The following is a 22,097-nucleotide window of genomic DNA, read 5'->3' on the forward strand; positions in this document are numbered from 1 at the left end:
CCTAATTCTTGGGGAACAGGCACCATGCCTTTTCAAAACCTGCTTTTTAGGAGATGTCTATTAGTTATTTGTTATTTTTTAACGAAATTATTGAAGCGCTTTCCTAGCAAAGGACGCGAACCAAGAGTAAACAATAATTTGATATAATTAGTAAAATGTGACCGATATCTGTCAGCATAGAAATAGATAGTTCGATCGCAAAGAGGCCACCGTGCAACCCGTAGACTTTACAACTTTAACCGCAGCTTGCAGCGAACTGCGAGCCCAATGGCTGCCAGCGCGCTTAGAACAAGTCTACCAGCGCGATCGATTCACCGTGTCCCTAGCCCTCCGCACCATGAAAGGACGTGGCTGGATTGACCTTTCCTGGCATCCTGTCGCCGCCCGCATCTGCGTCGGCGACCCCCCGCCCCGCATTCCCGATACCTTCACCTTCAGCGAACAACTGCGGCACCAACTCAGCGGTTTAGCCTTAGTTTCCATCGCCCCTGTTTCATCCTGGGAAAGAGTCATCGACTTGCAATTCGCCAAACGCCCCGGAGAACCCGCCCTCTGGCACTTGTACGCCGAAATCATGGGCAAGTACAGCAACGTCATCCTCACCGCCCAAGACAACCTCGTTGTCACCTGCGCCCACCAAGTCAGCGCCAAACAGTCCACCGTCCGTCCCATCCAAACCGGGCAACCCTACGAAATGCCCCCGTCTTTGACCGATGCAGTGCCGAGTCTGAGCGAATCTCAAAACCGCTGGCAATCACGAATTAGCCTGGTTCCTGGACAATTAAAGGGCAATCTGTTGAAGAATTACCGAGGGATGAGTAAAGCCTTAGTTTTGTCAATGATTCGATCGGCTTCTTTAGACCCGGAACAATCCACCGACAGCCTCAATCCCGACGACTGGCAGCAACTATTCCAGCGCTGGCTATACTGGCTGCAATGCCTAGAAAACTCCAAATTTCACCCGAGTTTTACCCCCGAAGGCTACACCGTCATCGATTGGCCCGCACCAGAAAATCACCATGTAGGGGCGGTGCCGCCGTGCCCGCCCTCTGATTCTTCCATCTCTTCCGTTCAAGAATTACTTAACAGCTACTACACAGGTGAAATCAATCAAGAAGTATTCGCCCAACTGCGGCATCAGCTTACCCAAAAACTCAACAACGTCCTGGCAAAACTGCGCCTCAAAGCCAACACATTTAAAGAACGCTTGCAGCAATCAGCAGACGCCGACACCCACAAATCCCAAGCCGACTTGTTGATGGCAAATTTGCAGCATTGGGAACCGGGAATGAAATCAATTTCCCTCCCTGACTTTGAAACCGAGGAACCCGTTGCTATTCCCCTAAACCCGGAAAAAAATGCGGTTCAAAACGCTCAAGCAATCTACAAAAAACACCAAAAACTTAAAAGAGCCCGCATTGCAGTAGAACCTTTGTTAGCCGCCGTACAGGAAGAAATCGACTATTTAGAACAAGTTGAAGTCGCACTTTCAGTATTGGAAACCTACCGCAACACCCAAGATTTGCAAACCCTCGCCGAAATCCGCGAAGAACTGATCCAACAAAAATATCTAGACGTACCAGATTACCGCAGTACCGACAAAAATGCTGCGATCGAATTTCACCGCTACCAAAGCCCCAGCGGCTTTGAATTATTAATCGGGCGCAACAACCGCCAAAACGACCAACTCACTTTTCGCACCGCCAACGACTACGACTTGTGGTTCCACACCCTAGAGATTCCCGGAAGCCACGCCTTGCTGCGTCTCACACCCGGTACTGTGGCTGAAGAAACCGATTTGCAATTTGCCGCCGACATGACTGCTTACTACAGTCGCGCCCGCCACAGCGAACAAGTCCCCGTGGTGTATACAGAACCGAAATATGTATACAAGCCCAAAGGCGCAAAACCGGGTATGGTTGTATACAAGCAGGAGCGGATTGTCTGGGGTAGACCGCAGCAAGCTCCGGCATAATTTATATAAAGTGAGTAAAAGGGTAGATCGGCGTTTTTAGGCAAAATAACAGGTTTGGAACCGATAAACCTACGCAGAAACCGGATTTTTGAAGCCAGCTTTGGTTATACAAAGTGACTGGGAGTGCGATCGCCGCCTAAAAATTAAAATTCGTCTGTAATGTAAAGTTTTATTACATAAAATTAAATTTTGTTGTTATAATACCACTTAAGAGAGATGATATTTCTTTTAGAACCCTTTGCAAAGAAACGTGCAACTTGGGTTTCCTCACTGTGAGAAAAACACTGTGGGAACACAACGGATTTAACTATTTGTGCAGACCAGCTTTTGCAAAAGCTGGTCGTTTCTGTTTAAACCTTAAACCCAAGCTCGGACAATTGTTTAAAATTGGCGATTTTAGATTTTAGATTAAAACCGCCAATCTAAAATCTAAAATCTAAAATCTAAAATCGGTGTGGGCTGCTCCTAGAAAGTAAACGTCGTTCTGACAACCCCAATCACCAAATCAGAATTATTCTTATTGTGGTCAGGAGCAGTCAGCCAAATCAGACCAGGAGTGATAGAAATATTGTCGCTCAACTTAAACTGATAGAAACCTTCAACGTGCAGCGAAGTATCCTTATCTTCCGGCAAAGTCCGATTAGTAGAACTCGTTACCCGCGGCTCCATACCTACGATAATCCCCGCCACATTTCCTTCTTTCAACAAATCGGGAAAAGCCAAAGTAACGGCCCAGTTCCAGATTTTTTGATCGCCCCGCTGCACAGAACCCGTAGGACTAGCCAAGTTGGATAAAATGCGCTGGTTGGTGTAACCCGCCCAACCGCCAATTGCAAATCTCCGGTTCAACTGCCACGAAGCTTGTGCGCCGTAGGAATTGCTAGAAACTGGCAGATTGCTATCGCTGTCGAACCCGAAGGAAGCCAGACGCACCGGGAAATTAGAAGCATTGCTGCCGGTACCAGTAACAAAGTTGTAGGAATTAACGTAAGTTAAACCTAAAGCCATGTTCTCGTTGGGTTTGAAAGTCAACTGAGCCAAACCGCCGTAAGAACCATTGAATAAACCATTTCCCCGCGTCGGGTTCGCGGCGTTGCCGGCCAAATATCCCAAACTCAGCTCGAGTTTTTCCCCAAACTGATGCCGCAGAGCGATGCCAGAACCACCAGTCAAATAGTAAATCGGGTTGCGAGTACCGAAGTTAGAAAGAGCGCCGTAGCTGCCGTCTCCGTCAAAGTAAGGGTTGACAGTGTTGGTAAAATCGTCAGCAGCGCCGGCATTAGCTTCGAGAATTACAGTCGTGCTTTTTCCTAGAGGGAATTGGTAAAGCAGCGCATCTAAACCTACAGTATTGCTAGCCTCGGCAAAAGGCCCGGCATTAAACCGCAATTCCCCTTCAGCGGTTTTGGTATTATTAGCAGAAAAAGAACCCAAATTTAAAACTTGCAATCGAGTTCTCAGCAAATCTTCTCCAGAGAAACTCGTGTCGAAATTGATCCGAACCCTGCTGCCAAAAGCCGTCGCTTTATCGGCATCGTTACCTTCAGCATCATCTCCCCTGGCGATACCTGTCAAACCAAATATGACTTCGCCGTTGAGTTTAGTCGTAGTTGAAAACTGATTTGCTTCTAATTCAGAGGCGCGCGCTTCCAAAGCATCGACGCGGCCTCGCAAAGTTGCCAATTCCGCCGCAAATTCTTCTTGCAACCTTTGCACAGAAGCCAAATCTTCTCGCGTCGCCAGATTTCTCGAACCGCCTTGAATCAGCTCGCTAACTTTATCTAAACACGCATTTAAACCTGCTGCAAACTCGTAGCGAGTCATCGCCCGGTTGCCGCGAAAAGTGCCGTCAGGATAACCAGCTATGCACCCGTAGCGCTCTACTAGAGACTGCAAAGCTTGGAACGCCCAATCTGTGGGCCGAACGTCGGAAAGTTGCGAAACAGACGTTACCTGGCCGGCCGCATCTTGGCTGCTACTGTCTTCTTTGCTGTATTCATTGATTTGTTCTAAAACATTTGACTGTGCTGGAGGTTGGGGACTTGGATTTGGCGATTGGGAAATCTGCTCTTGGGCGCTTAAATTAGTGGGTGTAGCGGCGGGTTGGGTTTCGCTTAAGTTTGCGGGCGCGACTGCGGGAATTTGCTCCGCGACAGGTTGTTCGGCACTTAAATTTGCGGGGGCGACTGCGGGTTGGGTTTCGCTTAAATCCCCTGCAACTGCGTTTTCCTGTGGTTTTGCCTGTTCGGCAACTGGGGCAATCGGCTCGTTAGCGTTAGCGAAGCGATCCGAAGGAAAGCCCTCGTAGAGGTTCGCACTTTCTTTCTCAATAGTCTCAACAGTCAAGTTGCTAGCTAGCGACGCTGGTTCGCCTGTCTCAGCCTTTGCTGTCTCAGCCTTTGCCACCTCGGTTGCAGCACCTGCTAATTGCAATTGATCAGCTTGAGCTATGGTGGCAATTTCTACCGGTTTCTCTGCTGCTAGCGCCGTCGAAGATACGACTAAACTTGCTGCCAATACAGCGGGACTAACTAAAAGTCCCTTCCACAAAAATTTGGACATTTTTTCCTTACACCACATTGAGCCGATCGCCCGTTCCGAAGATTTAGGCGCCCGCAAATCACCTTTAGTATTCCGCCTAATAGTATTTCTTGTCAACAATCGGGGAAATCACTGCCGGAGAGTCCTGTTTTGCTGTGGCTGATTTGACAAAAACCCCGTTTATTCCCAAAATCCTTGGTTTGACTCACATCTTGCACCATTCTCAAGAACAGGCTTTCCGGCCTGTTCCACAAAGAGTGCATTTTCTTGTGGAACAGGCATCTTGCCTGTTCCTAAACAAATAATTGAGAATGGTGCAACATCTCAGTTTAAAGATACCTACCTAGAAACCTGGTTGATGGCTGGATATTGCGTAAGTTATCCCTCAGTAAGATTAATATTGACAGCACTGGCGCTAACAAATCGTTTGATCGGCTACAAATACAAGTGAAAAAACTCAAATACGCCCTAGTTCACGAATGGTTGACGCCCTTAGCTACTGGCGGTTCAGAACTCGTAGTACAGGAAATTCTCAAATACGTAAACGAGGCAGATGTCTATGCCCTCATCGACTTTGAATCAGCCAATCCCGAAAGCTATCTTTTCGGGCGACAGATTGGCACAACATTTTTGCAGCACTTTCCCAAGGCCCGCAGCGGCGTGCAAAAATATCTGCCATTTCTGCCGATCGCGATCGAACAACTAGATCTGCGAGAATACGACATCATCCTCTCCTCTTCCCATGCCGTTGCCAAAGGCATCCTCAGCAGTCCCCAGCAAATGCACGTCTGCTACTGCCACACGCCCATGCGCTACGCTTGGGACTTAACTTTTGACTATTTGCGTAGCAGCAAAGCCGGACGGGGCATCCAGGGTCTGCTGACGCGATATTTGTTGCATCGACTGCGGCAGTGGGACGTAATTTCCGCCAACCGCGTTGATTATTTCATCGCCAACTCTCAACACACTGCGCGCCGAATTTGGCGATGCTATCGGCGGCGGGCCGAGGTGATTTATCCGCCGGTAAATATCGAGCGATTTTCCTTGATGCGGCAAAAACAAGACTTTTACGTCACCGTTTGTCGGTTGGTAAGTTACAAAAACGTAAGTGCGATCGTCCAAGCATTCAATCAACTCGGCCGTACTCTAATTGTCATCGGCACCGGGCCAGAATTAGAAATGATTCGGCAAATCGCCAAACCCAACGTGCAAGTGCTCGGCTGGCAACCCGCCTCCATAGTTGAAAAGTATATGGCAGAGGCGAAAGCCTTTGTCTATGCAGCTTGCGAAGATTTTGGCATAGCTTTGGTAGAGGCTCAAGCTTGCGGAACACCGGTAATTTCCTATGCAGCAGGGGGCGCTTTGGAGACAGTGCTCGACATTCGCCAACACCCAGAGACAGGGACTGGTTTATTTTTTTCCTTCCAAACCGCAGCAGCATTAGTCGAAGCTGTCGAGGAATTTGAGCAGTTGCAAGGCAAATTTCAGCCCGAAATCAGCAGGTTGCGTGCTGAACAGTTTGCCCCCGAAGTCTTTGGGCAGCGCTATCTAGCTTTTGTGGGACGCTGCTATCAGGAATTTCAATCCCGTGATTTTACGCAGTCTGGGGCTTGAGAGTACCAGATCCCGATAGCGGGACAATCTTCCTTCTGCCTTTGTATATAGCGGTTCTCAAAAAAGTGAGGTATGCCCTATGCCCTATGCCCTATGACCTATGACCTATGCCCTATGCCCTATGCCGGATAGTACCTCATCTTTCGCTCGAAAGGCTATAAGTGCCTTCAGAAGACCTCTGCATAAGTGCTTTGTGCCTTCTTCCTTCTGCCGCCAGAAGCCCTCTTCCTTCTTCCTTCTGCCTTTTGAAGCCTTCTGAAGGCAGAAAATTGAGTATTGGAAACATAATTCAGAGAACAAAGCGTCTTGAGGCTTTATGATCAGGACTGTGTGTGGTGTGAAGTGAAGGAGTAAGATGACTGCCGACAGCCAACTAATCTCCGGCAAGGTAATTCGAGCGATCGCAAGACGCGGTTTTGGGTCTGTCCTGCAAGGAGATAGACGCATAAGTCGTTCTCTACAGAGCCTCGACGGAGAACTTTTCAAGCGGTTATTTGACATCCTGTTTTCCTTATCGGTTCTGATCCTGTTTGCTCCGGTTTACCTGCTTTTGGCTTTCTTAATCGCCTTAAGCTCGCCCGGTCCTATTTTTTACGTACAGGAACGAGTAGGCAAAAACCGTAAAAGGTTTTATTGCCTGAAATTCAGAACGATGGTGGAAAATGCGGACGATATATTGCTAGAAATCATGGAAAATTCTCCGCATTTGCGTCAAGAGTTTGAGGACAATTTCAAGCTGAAACAAGACCCTCGAATTACCTGGATTGGAAGATTTTTACGAATGACCAGTTTAGACGAGTTTCCCCAGTTTTGGAATGTTTTAAAAGGAGATATGAGTGTCGTCGGACCGAGACCTTTAGTTGAAGAAGAACTGCCGAGATACGGCAGTCACATCAACAAAATTCTCACCATAAGACCTGGAATTACAGGCTTGTGGCAAGTGTCTGGTCGCAACGACATTCCCTATCCCCGCCGAGTCCAAATCGACCTCTATTACGCAAATGACAAAAACCTTTGGATGGATATGTGGATTGTTTTCAAAACAATTGGAGTTGTGATTTTTCCCAAAAATAACGGCGCATACTAATTTTTGTCCGCAGTCAGCAATCGGTAGTTAGTTTTATTTGTTACTGACCACTGATGCTGACTACTGACAGCCAGCGACAAACTCTTTGTCAAAACTAAACAGTTCCTGGATGCCGATCGAAGAATTGTGAGCTTAACTAAAGGGGCAAATACTTAAATAAACCTACCTCTTATTCATCTAGAAATATCAGTTCTTCTAGATAGACTACTTTAGGTTTAGGTGTTAAACTTAACTCTATAACCTTTGGCTTAAGGGGGATAGCCTACTTATCTTGGGATAGCCCACTACCCAACAGCGTAGGAAGTAAACTTCAACTGGCTTTAGGTAACTAAAGTGAAGTTTGAGTAAGTTTTATAAAGCAGTTTGAGAATACGGCAGGGAGCAACAGCCTCTGCCAAAAAATTTATTGTGAATTAACACAGCCTGTCAAAGGAAAATCAGATGACGCAACGTAAGCGAGCGCTAATAACAGGTATTACAGGTCAAGACGGCTCCTACTTGAGCGAATTACTGTTAGAAAAAGGATATGAAGTTCACGGCATTATCCGGCGCAGTTCTAGTTTCAATACCGATCGAATTGACCACATCTATGTCGATCCTCACAGCGAGGGTGCGCGCCTGTTTCTACACTACGGCGACTTGACGGACGGCACTACTCTCCGCCGGATATTGGAAGAAGTTCAGCCGGTAGAAATTTATAACTTAGGCGCTCAATCTCACGTTCGAGTCAGTTTTGACTCGCCGGAATATACGGTTGACACAGTAGGGATGGGAGTATTGCGGCTGCTAGAAGCAATTCGGGACTATCAGCACCGCACCGGCATAGAAGTGCGGTTTTATCAAGCAGGTTCTTCGGAAATGTTTGGTTTGGTACAGGAAGTTCCGCAGAAGGAAACAACTCCTTTTTATCCCAGAAGTCCTTACGCCTGCGCCAAAGTTTACGGGCACTGGCAAACAATAAATTATCGCGAATCTTACGGACTTTTTGCCTGCAACGGCATTTTGTTCAATCACGAATCTCCCCGCCGTGGCGAAACTTTTGTAACTCGCAAAATTACTCGCGCCGTGGCCAGAATAGTCGCCGGCAAGCAGAAAAAGATTTACTTGGGCAATCTCGATTCTAAGCGGGACTGGGGCTATGCTAAAGACTACGTGCGGGCGATGTGGCTGATGCTGCAACAAGACAAACCTGACGATTATGTCATTGCTACCAACGAGACTCATTCTATTAAGGAATTTCTCGATTTGGCTTTTACTTACGTCAATTTAGATTGGCAAAAATATGTGGAGTTTGACGAACGCTACTTGCGGCCTGCAGAAGTCGAACTGTTGATAGGTGATTCGACTAAGGCGCGCCAGCAATTAAATTGGGAACCTTCTGTAACTTTTCAGGAGTTAGTACATTTAATGGTAGATGCTGACATGAAAGCTTTAGAGGAGCAAGGTCGAGGTTCGGGCAACGGATTTGATTAAGTCGCTAAACCAAGCCGTCAGTGCGAACAATTTGTCGGGGTAGGGCCCGGTGTCTACCCCTTTGGCGAAAGGCGCGCACCGGGGGATAGCCCCTGCACACACTTCACAACTGATCGGAGGATTGTTACAGGTATTAGCGTAGCGCGATCGGCATTCAAAGAACCAGCTTAATTGCTCGCAAAATTTTCGGCTGTGCGAGCTAAAAAAAACATTAAAATGATAGTTGAGGAATCGCGACCCCTATATCTAACTTTCGGGTGTGAAGGGCGCAAATTGTCCCTATCGGGTGCAGCTAAAACAAATTTGTGGGCAACCTCATCTTGTAGCTGAAAGCTTTTTTTGCTAAAGCAACAATTTTAGAATTGAAATTGTCGATCGACCTTTATTCAAAATCCCGAGGCTAAAATTATGACAAGCTTGGATTTAAGCAACAAACGCATTCTAGTCACGGGCGGCGCCGGTTTCTTGGGCCGTCAGGTAATCGACCAGCTAGTGAAAGCAGGGGCCGATGCTGATAAAATTTCGGTAACTCGATCGCGCGACTGCGACCTCCGCGTCATGGAAAACTGCAAGCGCGCCGCCGACAAACAAGATATCATCATACACCTCGCCGCCCACGTCGGCGGCATCGGCTTAAACCTAGTCAAACCCGCTGAATTATTTTACGATAATTTGATGATGGGCGCGCAACTAATCCACGCCGCCTACGAAGCAGGAGTCGAAAAATTTGTCTGCGTCGGCACGATTTGCGCTTATCCCAATTTAACCCCAGTTCCTTTCAAAGAAGACGACCTGTGGAACGGCTATCCAGAGGTAACTAATGCACCTTACGGAATTGCCAAAAAAGCCTTATTAGTGCAACTGCAATCCTACCGCCAGCAGTACGGATTCAACGGTATCTACTTGCTACCAGTCAATCTGTACGGCCCGGAAGATAACTTTGACCCGAAAAGTTCCCACGTCATCCCCGCATTAATTCGCAAAGTCTACGAAGCCCAAGAAAGGGGAGACAAAACACTGCCAGTTTGGGGCGACGGCAGCCCTAGCCGCGAGTTTTTGTATTCCACAGATGCCGCGCGGGGAATTGTGATGGCAACGCAAGATTACAGTGAATCTGACCCGGTTAATTTGGGAACGAATAGCGAAGTTAAAATTCGCGATTTAGTGGAAACGATTTGCGAATTGATGGGTTTTGAGGGAGAAATTGTTTGGGAAACAGACAAACCGAACGGTCAGCCGCGCCGCTGTTTGGATACGGCAAGGGCTAAGGAAAAGTTTGGTTTTGTTGCGGAGGTGCAGTTTAAGGATGGGTTGAAAAATACGATTGATTGGTATCGACAACACGCCGCGTAAGTGTGAAAAATCCGGTTTCTTGAAGAAACCGGGGTTTTTTTATGAATAATACTAAATGCGGGTTAGAAACCTCATTTATAAGAGTCAGAGGTTGCCACCTATCCTATAGGAACCCGTCCCCCTTCTGGTACTAAGAAATTATACAAATTTGGGTGATAATTCACTGACAATAGTCGGCAGCAGTGCCGTGTCCATACTGCTGTGTCCTGTATTTCATCCGAGTGAAAACTGCTATAATACAAATACCTCGACTGAAATCATCGAAAACTGAAATTCACAGAAAGCCCATGATTGCCGATCGCACCCACAATTATATCTCGCCCGAAGAGTATCTCAAGTTAGAAGAACTCAGTCCCCTCAAACACGAGTATATACAGGGCGAAACCTATGCAATGGCTGGTGCAAGCGATGCTCATGTCACAGTTGCCGGCAACTTATTTGCACTTTTAAGAAATCATGTTCGGGGTAGTGGGTGTCGTGTCTATATGTCGGACATGAAAGCTAGGATTGAATCTAAGAATATTTACTACTATCCCGACGTGATGGTAACGTGCGATGAACGGGACAAATCATCTCAATCTTTTAAGAGATATCCTTGTTTAATTGTCGAGGTGTTGTCAAATGGTACTGAAGGATTCGATCGGGGCGATAAGTTTGCTGACTATCAAGAATTAGAAACCCTTCAAGAGTATGTTTTAATTAGCCAAAAACGTGAGCGGGTAGAGTGTTTTCGCCGTAATGCTGAAGGCTTGTGGGTTTTGTATTCGTATACTCAAGGAAGCGAAATTCACTTGGCTAGCGTAGATTTTCGCACAGGTATTGATGCTATTTATGAGGATGTAATTTTTACCAAGGAAGATTCAGAAGCAGAATTTGATGAACTGCGATCGAGGGGATAAATGGAAAGTGCGATCGCACCTCGGTTCAGGAAGGGCGATCGCACTTGGGGATGTGATCAAAAAAAGGGCGATCGCCTAGTTAAAACTTAATACGTCGTGTTATTGGGTTTCGGTGGTTTGCCACGAGAACCGCTGGTTTTTTTTACAAACATTCTCCCTGGGTATCCCAAGGAATGTTGGCGAAAAAAACCCTGAGTTTCTCCAGATTTATGATAATCTGTTCAATTCGTTCTTTTGACTGGGTATCAGTTGAAGTAATTTCGTGCAGATGCTTGAGATACTGTTTGCATTTTGCTTCAACTGCGTCGGCACCTTTATCAAAGGCTGTGGCTGTCTCTTGCCAATACTGGTCGATTCCTCCTAAGAATTTATCAACAACACCCTGTTTTTTGAATTGTTGGTGAATTTCTTTTGCTAACCGCTTCTGCCAAGCTTCCCCAAAAAAATTCCACACCAAAGAAGCCAGTCCAGCAGCTAAACCGATCCCTAGAACTATTGGGCCACCAATCGCAGCTACGAAAGAAATTACTGTTGCCGTGCCACCACCGATACTAATACCAAGTGCTGACAAAAGACTGACTAATTTCGCTACTAAGATATAGCTGCCAAGATTGCCAAGGCCTGCTGCCCAAGCGGCTAAGGCACCATAAGTACCTAAACCTGCTACCCCACCAAGAAAAGCTCCTTTTGTATCGAAGGGAATAGATACTACTATTCCATCTTTGTTGGGAAGTTTAGGCACGGGGTATTTTTCTAGAAAAGTGTCAATCTCAGCCTTGAGTTTTTCAGAATTGACACTAATCCGATTTTCTAAATGACTTTGCAGCAGATCGACTAAATAACCGGGAGCGTATTCTTGAGCCTCTTTCTGTTTGTCGTATCTCTGGCGAATCATTTGTTCTATAAACTCTACATCGATCTTTTTTTCTGCATAGGTCTGAAATGATTTGCGGGTATCTTTCTCTAATTCCTTAATTTGTTTGCTCACTTGACTGCGTTTTTGCCGCATTTCTCGCTGACGTTCAGGTTCATTTTTCTCGGCTTTGTCAAGCTCCTTTCGATACTCCTCTATTTTGGCAACAGTTGTTTGATATTGCTCAATCGAGTTAGCGTATTCTTGTTGTTTGTCTTTTTTGACCGCATTGATTTCGCGGTCGATACGAGAGATGACTGGTTTAGGAAGAGTCTCGCAGAGGAGTTGAGTTAAATCATCAAAGAGACGCTGACAGCGCTCCGGCTTTTCTGACCAGAAAGTGAAGAAACGCTTTTGCACATCTTCCTTGGTAATATCCCGCTTTGTTAGCTTCCGACGAAACTCTATAGCAGTTTCATCAAGTTCTTTATACAGTCTGGCTGAAGCTTTATTGAGAATTTTGGGAAGCTCATCGTCAGGGATACTCGGATCGGCGTGTGTCGCCACAATAAAGAAATTTCCTAGCGTCGGAAAGTCGTTGCATTCATTCTCTGGGGCCGGCAACAAACGCAGCAAATTCCGAAGTCGCACCATATCTTGACCATTGATGTGACCCTTGGCAGGAGAAGCATAAAGCAAGACATTAGCAATCTTGGTGGCACTATTAGCTTTCTCAACATCCTTTGATACTTCATCTTGTTTATCAGAGTAACCGGGAAGGTCAATCAGGTTACACGCTCTTAACAAAGGAGCATCTACATAAACTATAGCTGTATGTCCGCCCTCATTGCTGTCATCAGAGTCATCATATTGGTGTACGCCATATTTTTCTAGCAGGTCAAAGGAGCCGAATTGCAAAAAATGCTTCTGACAACGCTCCCGATCCTCTAAATATAGGAAGTCAAAATTTAGCTTGCCGTTTTCATCTTGCCAAAATTTCTCATCAATAATTCCCACGTTTCCATCAAACCATTCGGGGCGACTTTCCACATGACAAACAATGGTAATGACTCTTGTTGCAGGCTGATAGCCTGTTGGCAATACTTTTTGGCCTAAAAGAGTATTAGCAAGATAGGATTTACCAGAGTCAAATGCTCCTGTCAAGACAACATTTGGTTTTTGATAATACTGGTTAATTTGTTCTTGCAGATCGTTAGGTATACGTAGTTCCGTTGGCAATTCTAGCCAAGGTAAAAAAGAATTTTCATCGATATACTGATTAAGTAAATTTAGCCGGCGATAAAGTTCAGCGTAGGGACTGCCTGGTTCAATTCCTGGGAGTGGAGGTATTTCCTCTGACATGGCAGTTGCAATGTCAACACCTAATATTTGCAGCCATTTTACTGCCATTCCCATCGGAACTTGTGCAGGGAACTGCTCATAATTTTTAACCTGTTCTACAGAAATGCCGAGCCCGCTGGCAACTGATTCTTGACTGATACCTTTCTGTTCCCGATAGCGTCTAAAATTAATGTTCATAGCATTCTGCTACCCGCTAGTTTAATCCACAGGAAGTTATTTGTTTTTTATAATTATCTTCTAATTAGGAATTTATCGGAGTCATAAAATGTCAAATTTTATCAGCAATTGAGACGATCGCTCTGTCAGAAAACGTCAGATTGTGTCATCTTTGTCAGAAAATGTCATAAAAAATATGATAAAATAGGCAAAACTTTCACGCCTACCTGACTAATGAACGTTCAAGAAGTCTTGAGATTTGCCGATGACATGGTTTTCGCCAAGACGGGAGAACATTTGGAGGATCTGCAAAAAGCTATCCTGCTGGGTGTATGGAAAGGTCAAAGATACTCTAAAATTGCAGAAGAATCTCACTGCACAGAAGGTCATGTCAGAAATGTCGCATCGGAATTATGGCAACTACTCTCAGATGTATTAGGTGAAAATGTCAATAAATTAAATTTTAGGTCGGCATTGGAGAGGTCGCAATTTGCCTACTTTTCAAATTATGGAAAAAATTCTTTACAGATTGGTAATGTAAATGTCTGTGATAATAGTTTGCAAGCTTCAGAAATTCCAAAAACCCGATCGCCCTCAAGCCCCACCTCAGACATATCCCAACCCCAACCCCGACTAGACTTAGCAGACGCACCTCACATTTCATCATTGTCCGATCGCACATCCGAACTCGCCACCCTCGAAAAATCCATCGTCCAAGACAAGTGCAACCTTGCAGCCATATTAGGAATAAGCGGCATTGGCAAAACCGCCCTTTCCCTCCACCTCATCCAAAAAATTCAGCATAACTTTGAATACGTCATCTGGCGAAGTCTCCGCTACTCCCCACCCTTAGAAACTACCCTAAAAAATCTCCTAGAATTTCTCTTAAATAAACCAGAAATCGAACTCCCTACCAGCATTCCCGATCGCCTTTCCCTGTTAATGGAATATCTGCGAAAAAACCGCTGTCTCATCATCCTCGACGACGTGCAAACCATTCTCAGCAGCGGACAATTAGCAGGAAATTACCGCCCCGAATGCGAAAATTACAGCATCCTCTTCAGACAAATCGGAGAAACAACCCACAACAGTTGTTTAATCCTCAACAGTTGGGAACCCCCCAGAGAAATTACCGCCTTAAAAGGTGAAAATTCACCAGTTCGCAGCTTACAACTCAAAGGCATAGGTACAGCAGCAGCGGAAATTTTCCGACAAAAAAGTTTACTCAATCCTGAAACATGGGAAAACCTAATTAACACCTACCGAGGCAATCCATTGTGGTTAAAAATAGTCGCCACCACCATTCAAGAAATATTCCGAGGTAGGGTTGCAGAATTTTTAAAATATGATAGGCTATTCTTAGGGGAAGAATTGGCAGCAACATTGTACCCGCAGATAAATCGTTTGTCAGAATTAGAGAAAAAGCTAATCTCCCGACTCAGCCGCGAAGCCAATTCAGTTTCAATAGAGCAATTGCTACAAGATGCCGATTTATCGCCCTCTGAGTTATTCAACGGGCTGCAATCTTTGGGGAGGCGATCGTTAGTTGAAAGAGAAGAACAGGAGAATGAAACGCTATTCAGTGTTTGTCCTGTGGTGAGACAATATGTGCTCTCAAATCCAGTTGGTTGATACTTTCCGACAGTCCGGCAGTCCGGCAGGGTTTCAACCCCTGCCTCAAAGCTAAAGTCGGTTAAAACCGACTGCAGAGTGTGATGAAAATGCAATTAATTTTAGTCCTCTTTTAGAGGACTTTCGCTGTGAGACATGGGTTTTTAACCCCTGTCAGACTGGAAGTCAAAGGAGAGATCCGATCGCAAATATGAATACTGCTGAACCTTCATTAACTAAAACCGAATTAAGAAAATCGCTCCTCCACACCCGCAAATCCCTATCAGCACAAGAATGGAGACAAAAGAGCGCGAGCATCTGCAATCACCTGCAAAACTCGCCCCTATTCACCCAAGCAAAAACAATCCTCGCCTACTTCAGTTGTCGCCAAGAACCCGATTTAAGTCCCCTATTTGTAACTCCCCGCAAATGGGGATTTCCCCGCTGTGTCGGCAAAGAGCTATCCTGGCACATCTGGCAGCCCGGAGATGCTTTACATACTGGAGCTTATGGCATACTCGAACCCCTGCCGGATGCTTCTAAAATAGACCACTCAGAAGTAGATTTAATGCTCGTACCCGCAGTAGGCTGCGATGTTCGCGGCTATCGCTTGGGCTACGGGGGTGGCTATTACGATCGAATGCTTAGTTTAGCTGAGTGGGAATCAAAAGTTACGATCGGCATTATCTTTGAATTTGCCTTGGTCGCCCAACTACCAGTTGACTGCTGGGATAAACCGCTGCACAGCATTTGTACAGAAAGTGGTTGCAAAATTGCACAGCGAAAATCTTAAACGGGCATAAACAAATTAATTTTCCGCAATTATGCCTATATCCTCTTAATCTAGAATCTAGAATCTAAAACCTAAAATCTAAAATAGTATGGCCCAGCGCTACGTTCGAGTCAAAACAACACAAGGACACATCCATTACGGTTTACTGCAACTGGGCCACAGCGTTCAAGTATTTGATGCACCGCCCTGGTTAAAAGGACAACCAACCGATTTGGAACTTTCACCAGATACTTACCAAATTCTCGCCCCGTGCGCTCCCTCAAAAATTGTAGCCGTAGGCAAAAATTATGTCGATCACGCCGCCGAGATGGGAACCCCAGTACCGGAAGAACCCCTGCTGTTTTTCAAGCCTCCGAGTGCCGTCATCCCAGCAGGTGCAGAGATTCGTTATCCGCAGCAGTCGGAAAGGGTAGACTACGAGGGAGAATTAGCCCTGGTAATTGGCGAACATTGTACCAACTGCACTCCCGAACAAGCACACAGCAAAATTTGGGGCTATACCATCGCCAACGACGTAACAGCCAGAGATTTGCAAAAGCGGGACAACCAGTGGGCGAGGGCCAAAGGGTTCGATACTTTTTGTCCCTTGGGGCCTTGGATTGTCCGCGAACTGAGTCCTGCTGCACAACTGCAGACTTTTGTCAATGAGAGCGAGCGACCGGTACAGTCATCCCCGATCGATCGCATGGTATTTTCCCCAGACTTTCTCGTCTCCTACATCAGTCAAATTATGACCCTAATTCCCGGTGATGTGATACTGACGGGAACGCCGCAAGGAGTAGGGCCACTACAAATAGGCGATCGAGTCCGCATCGAAATTGAAGGCATCGGCAGTCTTGAAAATACAGTAGTTATTAGTAATGGGTAATTGGTAATTATCACCAACAACGGTCACCGGTCAACTGTCAACGGTCAACTGTCAACTAACTAACGAACCTGCATATAAACAGCATCCGAAAGCGGAGGAATCTCTGCATAGCGTCCCAAAAGCGACTGCACGACTGCATAGACAAATGCAGCAAAAGCGCCCAAAAACACCATGTTATACAGAGTTTCCGCAATAAATGCGACTTGAACGCCGTTAGAAAAAATCGGCAAAACCAGACCACACAGCATCAAAACAATGTCTAAAAGAATCGCCTGCATCGCATTAAAACGAATGAAGTGACTGATGTTTTCGTTTCTAACTACTCCTAAATACAGAGCAAAGAAGATAATCAAGCTAGCAAAGGGCAAACTATAAATTTGCATCAATGGAGCTAGCGGTATCAACAACAGTTGCAGGACAGGAAACTGTGTAAACAGAAACCTGCCAAAGGCAAGCCCGTCAACCAACGGGAGCAAATAAGGCAAAGAAGCAAAAATCCGGTCTGGAACAGTTGTAGATCCGCGCCAAGTCATAATGAACTCTCCTGAGTCGATCGATTAACTATGAATTCCATTAAACTCAGGATAACGCAGCAGCAGGGTTTGTGTTCCGACTCGCCCGGAATTGGCTTTTTACTCAGCGGGGAGCAGCCTCAACTACCAAGGGCAGGCTTTCTTATTTAATATTGGCAATGACGAAGCCCATTTGACACTCGTACCGATCGGGCAAATTTTCCGTAGGTTTAGCAACTGGATGTCCACAGCGAAGCTCTCCACCACTCCAGCGCGGTTGCCCAGTGCGATCTGCCAGCAAACAACTTTGGCAAACACACTGAGGGGCAAGCATCTGATTTTCCATTAAAATGACTAACATTTGATACCTCCGGCAGGTTTCACACCAGTAATTTCATTGTATGTCAGGAGTTGGGGACAAACCGCTTAACCTGAACACAACGTAATATTTATGTCAATGGTGCGAAATCCGTAGTACGGTATAAGATCCCCAATTCCCAATCCCAAAACTGTCAAGAGGTTGATTATTGTGACGGACACTAACTTAGAATTCCTTTCCAAAACCGATCCGCTGATTGCCGATTTAATCGGGCAAGAGCTCCAGCGGCAGCGAGACCACCTAGAACTCATCGCCAGCGAAAACTTTACCTCCGCAGCGGTAATGGCCGCTCAAGGCTCAGTGCTGACCAATAAATACGCCGAAGGACTGCCAGCGAAACGGTACTACGGCGGTTGCGAATTTATTGACGGCATCGAGCAAATTGCGATCGATCGCGCCAAACAGCTATTTGGAGCCGCTCACGCCAACGTCCAGCCCCACTCCGGCGCTCAAGCCAACTTTGCAGTGTTTTTGAGCTTGCTGGAACCCGGAGACGGAATTATGGGCATGGATTTGTCCCACGGCGGCCACTTGACCCACGGTTCACCGGTCAACGTATCCGGCAAATGGTTCAAAGCTTTTCACTACGGCGTCAGCCAAGAAACAGAACAGCTCGACTACGACGAAATTTTGGCACTTGCCAAAGAAAACCGACCGAAATTGCTAATTTGTGGCTATTCAGCATATTCGCGAATTATCGACTTTGAGAAGTTTAGAGCGATCGCCGACGAAATCGGAGCCTACCTGCTCGCCGACATCGCCCACATCGCCGGGTTAGTCGCCACAGGGCATCACCCCAACCCCCTTCCCCACTGTCACGCAGTCACCACCACCACTCACAAAACCCTGCGCGGCCCCCGTGGTGGCTTGATTATGACCAATGACCCGGAATTAGGTAAAAAGTTTGACAAAGCAGTTTTCCCCGGTACTCAAGGTGGGCCCTTAGAACACGTCATTGCGGGCAAAGCAGTAGCTTTCGGCGAAGCATTAAAGCCTGAATTTAAAACTTATTCCGGTCAAGTAATTGAAAATGCAAGGGCTTTAGCGGCACAGTTGCAGCAGCGGGGTTTAAAACTCGTTTCCGGTGGCACGGACAATCACTTAATGCTAGTTGATTTGCGATCGGCAAATATGACAGGCAAGCGAGCGGACCAATTAGTCAGCGGTGTGAATATTACTGCTAATAAAAATACCGTGCCTTTCGATCCGGCATCGCCCTTTGTAACCAGCGGTTTGAGACTCGGTTCGCCGGCGATGACCACCAGGGGAATGGGAACAGCAGAATTTACCGAGATTGGCAATATTATTGCCGATCGCCTGCTAAATCCAGATGATGAAAGCGTCGCAGCCGACTGCCTGCGTCGAGTAGCAGCACTGTGCGATCGCTTCCCCTTATATCCCCACTTGTACTTGAAAGTGCCGGCATTAGCTTAATTTTCCTGATCGGCAATGGGAAATTGGTAGTTGGAAGTGTACGGGTAAAAGGGTAAAAGAGCAGGAAAAGATTGAGAGTTGCCGGTAGCGATATTGACAAGCGGTTTTCACCAAAAATATCGATCGCCAATACGGTTTTTAGTAAAGATATTTGTCGGGCGGGGCTGGTTTGACTAACGGTATTTGTCGGTTGCGAAAGATACCGCTCAACTGGGCCCGCTCGCCAAATATCGACTTTTTTGCTCGCGAAAAAGTCGATATTTCAAATCGTTAATTCGAGAGTTATGAATGAAAAACCTGACAATTCGCCCCAGGGCAACTGCCATTGCGGCAAATCTCCGACTCCCAAACCCCCAGTCGCTCTTCAAGATGTTTCCTTGTTATAAGCCATCTGAAATGTAGTAGACTCTGCCTGACAGCCTAATTGCCCCGCACTATTTAAAATTGATTTCAGATGCCGTACCAGTATCTGTACCACATACTCGCTTTTCTGGTTTCTGCGATCGTCGTCCTCTGGAGTACACCAATAGTCAAAAAAATTGGTCTCAAAAGCGGGCGAGTCGATCGGCCAGGCGAGCGAAAAGTCCACAAGCGCCCTATGGTCCGCTTGGGAGGAGTTTCCATCTTTCTCGGCACTATCATTGCCCTCTTATTTGTCTGGCTCTCAGGAGGCTTCATCGATGCTAACGGACAAGTTCTCAATCCCAAAGACGAATACGAAATTTGGGGAGTCACCCTCGGCGGCATCGGATTCTTCCTCATCGGTTTAGCAGACGACCTATTTTCACTCTCGGCCTTAAAACGCTTGCTCATGCAAGTTGGCGTATCCAGCATCGTTTGGATGGCAGGCGTACAAATTGAGTTTCTGACAGTTCCCTCCTTGGGACTGACTAATATTGGCTGGCTGAGCTTGCCAATTACCGTGATTTGGCTCGTCGGCATGGCGAATGCCATCAACTGGATTGACGGTTTGGACGGTTTAGCTGCCGGAGTTTCAGGGATTGCAGCAGTTGTAATGCTGATTGTCAGTCTGGCGATGCACCAACCGGCGGCGGCCCTGATTGCAGCGGCTTTAGCTGGCGGGGCCTTGGGATTTCTGCGCTACAACTTCAATCCGGCTCAAATCTTTATGGGAGATGGCGGGGCTTATTTTATCGGGTTTACTCTCGCTGGAGTGGGAGTAATTGGGTTAGTTAAAACTACGGCTGTTACTTCTGTGTTGCTGCCATATTTAATTTTAGCTGTACCGATTTTAGATATGTCGGCGGTGATTCTCGATCGACTTCGCAACGGCAAGTCACCGTTTATTGCTGACAAGCGCCACCTTCACCACCGACTTCTACAAGCCGGACTATCCCATCGATTTGCGGTTTTATTTATTTACTCGCTGACACTGTGGGTTGGAAGTTTAGCCCTAGCTTTTTCCGTTCCCAGTGGCGTAATTTACGCTATGGGTGCAACCAGTTTGCTGGGATATGCTAGCTGGAAAGTTTGGAGACACGCTCGATAGTCATTAGTCCTTAGTCATTAGTCCTTAGTCATTAGTCATTAGTCAATGGTTAGTTGTTTGTTATTTGTTCTAATAACTAATGCCCCATGCCCAATGCCCTGTTTGGCCAATGCCCAATGCCCCATGCCCCATGCCCAGAGTCCAGTGCCCTGTTTGGCCAATGCCCTGTTTGGCCAATTCCCAATTACCAATGCCCAATTCCCCAATCTAAAATCCAAAATCTAAAATCTAAAATTGAATGGTTGCTGAAATTATTTGTGTTGGCACTGAATTGCTGTTAGGCGATATTCTTAATAGCAATGCCCAGTTTTTAGCCAAAGAATTAGCGAGTCTGGGAATCCCTCACTACTATCAAACAGTGGTGGGGGACAATCCAGAACGCATCAAACAAGTGTTAGAAATTGCCGTCAGTCGATCGCAGCTTTTGCTCTTCACCGGAGGCCTGGGCCCCACACCAGACGACCTCACAGTCGAAACGATCGCCGATTTTTTTGGGGTTCCTCTCATCGAAAAGCCGGAAATTATCGCAGATATCGAATACAAATATGCCCAGCGGGGACGCACCATGAGCCCCAGCAATCGCAAACAAGCTTTAATTCCAGAAAGTGCGGACATTCTGCCAAACCGCAGCGGTTCTGCACCGGGCATTATTTGGCAGCCGGTTTCTGACGTGACAGTAATGACATTTCCCGGCGTACCGGCGGAAATGCACTTGATGTGGCGAGAAACCGCCGTTCCTTACCTGAAAAATGGCGGCTGGTGTAGCGCCACTATTTACAGCCGCACATTAAAATTTTGGGGGATTGCTGAGTCGGCATTGGCGGAAAAAGTAGATAGTTTTCTGAATTTAACTAATCCTACTGTGGCTCCCTACGCCAATCACGGCGAAGTCAAACTGCGGATTTCGGCCCGCGCGGAGTCCTCCGTGGCTGCGAAAAACGTGATTGAGCCGATCGAACAACAATTGCGGCAAATTGCCGGCTTAGACTGTTACGGTGCTGATAGCGATACCCTCGCTTCCACTGTCGGCCAACTGTTGCTGGATGCGGGACAAACTCTTAGCGTTGCTGAATCCTGCACCGGAGGAGGATTGGGGGCGATGCTGACTGGTGTTCCCGGCAGTTCGAGCTACTTTTTAGGTGGGATAATTTCTTACGACAATCGGGTTAAGGAAGGATTATTAGGTGTTAATCCCCAAGATTTAGCCGAATTTGGCGCAGTCAGCCACCAAGTGGCAAAACAAATGGCTGCGGGAGTTCGCGCCAGCCTCAATACCGATTGGGGATTGAGCATTACAGGCATCGCCGGGCCCGGAGGCGGCACAGATGCTAAGCCTGTCGGACTGGTTTATGTCGGTTTAGCGGGGCCCCACGGGGACGCAGAAAGTTTTGAATACCGTTTTGGCGATGCCAGAGGCCGCGATTGGATTCGGAATCTGAGTAGCTGTACGGCGCTCGATCGGCTCCGGCGTAAATTATTGCTGGCAAAAGCGTAGAAAAAATCCTACGATTGGTCAATTGTCAACAGTCAATCGTAAGCTTAAGCTTTATTTAAGACTCTATACTCTGATATAATTCGGCAATTTTCCTTTTGCCTCTTGATTATCTGTAAAGATTCGTTATGATAATAAGATAGGACTGATTGGCCAATATACTGAATCTCTCCATTGCTCAAAAT

The 22,097-nt window shown here is 46.6% G+C and carries 16 protein-coding genes; 12 read left to right on the plus strand and 4 right to left on the minus strand.

Annotated elements, in window-relative coordinates; translation table 11 throughout:
• Positions 1 to 211: 211 nt before the first annotated feature.
• Positions 212 to 1,975, plus strand: a complete 1,764-nt coding sequence (locus QUA07_RS25085; protein WP_333330600.1) for an NFACT RNA binding domain-containing protein — start codon at positions 212 to 214, stop codon at positions 1,973 to 1,975.
• Between the two features lie 465 nt (positions 1,976 to 2,440).
• On the opposite strand, the gene QUA07_RS25090 is transcribed toward QUA07_RS25085, so the two are convergent.
• Entirely contained in the window at positions 2,441 to 4,537 is a 2,097-nt protein-coding gene (locus tag QUA07_RS25090) for an iron uptake porin (RefSeq protein ID WP_445305913.1), read from the minus strand.
• A gap of 426 nt (positions 4,538 to 4,963) precedes the next feature.
• On the opposite strand from QUA07_RS25090, the gene QUA07_RS25095 reads away from it, so the two are divergent.
• From QUA07_RS25095 to QUA07_RS25115, 5 genes are all read left to right on the plus strand, one after another.
• The gene (locus tag QUA07_RS25095; protein ID WP_333330606.1) at positions 4,964 to 6,130 is read left to right on the plus strand and encodes a glycosyltransferase; all 1,167 of its coding nucleotides are present in this window, start codon (positions 4,964 to 4,966) and stop codon (positions 6,128 to 6,130) included.
• Between the two features lie 355 nt (positions 6,131 to 6,485).
• Positions 6,486 to 7,217, plus strand: coding sequence for a sugar transferase (locus QUA07_RS25100; protein ID WP_333076234.1), 732 nt, complete (start codon positions 6,486 to 6,488; stop codon positions 7,215 to 7,217).
• Between the two features lie 441 nt (positions 7,218 to 7,658).
• Entirely contained in the window at positions 7,659 to 8,690 is a 1,032-nt protein-coding gene (gmd, locus tag QUA07_RS25105; protein WP_333054667.1) for a GDP-mannose 4,6-dehydratase, read from the plus strand.
• 408 nt (positions 8,691 to 9,098) lie between these two features.
• Positions 9,099 to 10,043, plus strand: a complete 945-nt coding sequence (locus QUA07_RS25110) for a GDP-L-fucose synthase (RefSeq protein WP_333330611.1) — start codon at positions 9,099 to 9,101, stop codon at positions 10,041 to 10,043.
• Between the two features lie 287 nt (positions 10,044 to 10,330).
• Positions 10,331 to 10,942 (plus strand): Uma2 family endonuclease, encoded by a 612-nt coding sequence (locus QUA07_RS25115; RefSeq protein WP_333330613.1) that lies wholly within the window; start codon positions 10,331 to 10,333, stop codon positions 10,940 to 10,942.
• 142 nt (positions 10,943 to 11,084) lie between these two features.
• Here the strand turns inward: QUA07_RS25115 and QUA07_RS25120 are convergent, their stop codons facing one another.
• Positions 11,085 to 13,334, minus strand: coding sequence for a dynamin family protein (locus QUA07_RS25120; RefSeq protein ID WP_333330617.1), 2,250 nt, complete (start codon positions 13,332 to 13,334; stop codon positions 11,085 to 11,087).
• A 213-nt stretch (positions 13,335 to 13,547) separates the two neighbouring features.
• Here QUA07_RS25120 and QUA07_RS25125 point away from each other — a divergent pair, with 213 nt between their 5' ends.
• From QUA07_RS25125 to QUA07_RS25135, 3 genes are all read left to right on the plus strand, one after another.
• On the plus strand, positions 13,548 to 14,945 hold the full coding sequence (locus QUA07_RS25125) for an NB-ARC domain-containing protein (RefSeq protein ID WP_333330621.1): 1,398 nt from the start codon (positions 13,548 to 13,550) through the stop codon (positions 14,943 to 14,945).
• 190 nt (positions 14,946 to 15,135) lie between these two features.
• Entirely contained in the window at positions 15,136 to 15,717 is a 582-nt protein-coding gene (locus tag QUA07_RS25130) for a 5-formyltetrahydrofolate cyclo-ligase (protein WP_333330623.1), read from the plus strand.
• 88 nt (positions 15,718 to 15,805) lie between these two features.
• Complete coding sequence (locus QUA07_RS25135; RefSeq protein WP_333330626.1) at positions 15,806 to 16,585, plus strand: fumarylacetoacetate hydrolase family protein; 780 nt, start codon at positions 15,806 to 15,808, stop codon at positions 16,583 to 16,585.
• 59 nt (positions 16,586 to 16,644) lie between these two features.
• Here the strand turns inward: QUA07_RS25135 and QUA07_RS25140 are convergent, their stop codons facing one another.
• Both QUA07_RS25140 and QUA07_RS25145 read right to left on the minus strand, forming a co-directional pair.
• Positions 16,645 to 17,118, minus strand: a complete 474-nt coding sequence (locus QUA07_RS25140) for a Tic20 family protein (RefSeq protein ID WP_333077581.1) — start codon at positions 17,116 to 17,118, stop codon at positions 16,645 to 16,647.
• Between the two features lie 142 nt (positions 17,119 to 17,260).
• Positions 17,261 to 17,458, minus strand: coding sequence for a hypothetical protein (locus QUA07_RS25145; RefSeq protein WP_006631916.1), 198 nt, complete (start codon positions 17,456 to 17,458; stop codon positions 17,261 to 17,263).
• 168 nt (positions 17,459 to 17,626) lie between these two features.
• Here QUA07_RS25145 and glyA point away from each other — a divergent pair, with 168 nt between their 5' ends.
• The 3 genes from glyA (at position 17,627) to QUA07_RS25160 (ending at position 21,915) form a co-directional block, all read left to right on the plus strand.
• Positions 17,627 to 18,910, plus strand: a complete 1,284-nt coding sequence (gene glyA / locus QUA07_RS25150) for a serine hydroxymethyltransferase (protein WP_333081031.1) — start codon at positions 17,627 to 17,629, stop codon at positions 18,908 to 18,910.
• A gap of 454 nt (positions 18,911 to 19,364) precedes the next feature.
• Positions 19,365 to 20,420 (plus strand): MraY family glycosyltransferase, encoded by a 1,056-nt coding sequence (locus QUA07_RS25155; protein ID WP_333081030.1) that lies wholly within the window; start codon positions 19,365 to 19,367, stop codon positions 20,418 to 20,420.
• A gap of 238 nt (positions 20,421 to 20,658) precedes the next feature.
• Positions 20,659 to 21,915, plus strand: coding sequence for a competence/damage-inducible protein A (locus QUA07_RS25160; protein WP_333330630.1), 1,257 nt, complete (start codon positions 20,659 to 20,661; stop codon positions 21,913 to 21,915).
• The last annotated feature ends 182 nt before the right edge of the window (positions 21,916 to 22,097 follow it).

The sequence above is a fragment of the Microcoleus sp. T3_A4 genome, from assembly GCF_036700465.1.
Classification (GTDB): Bacteria; Cyanobacteriota; Cyanobacteriia; order Cyanobacteriales; family Microcoleaceae; genus Microcoleus.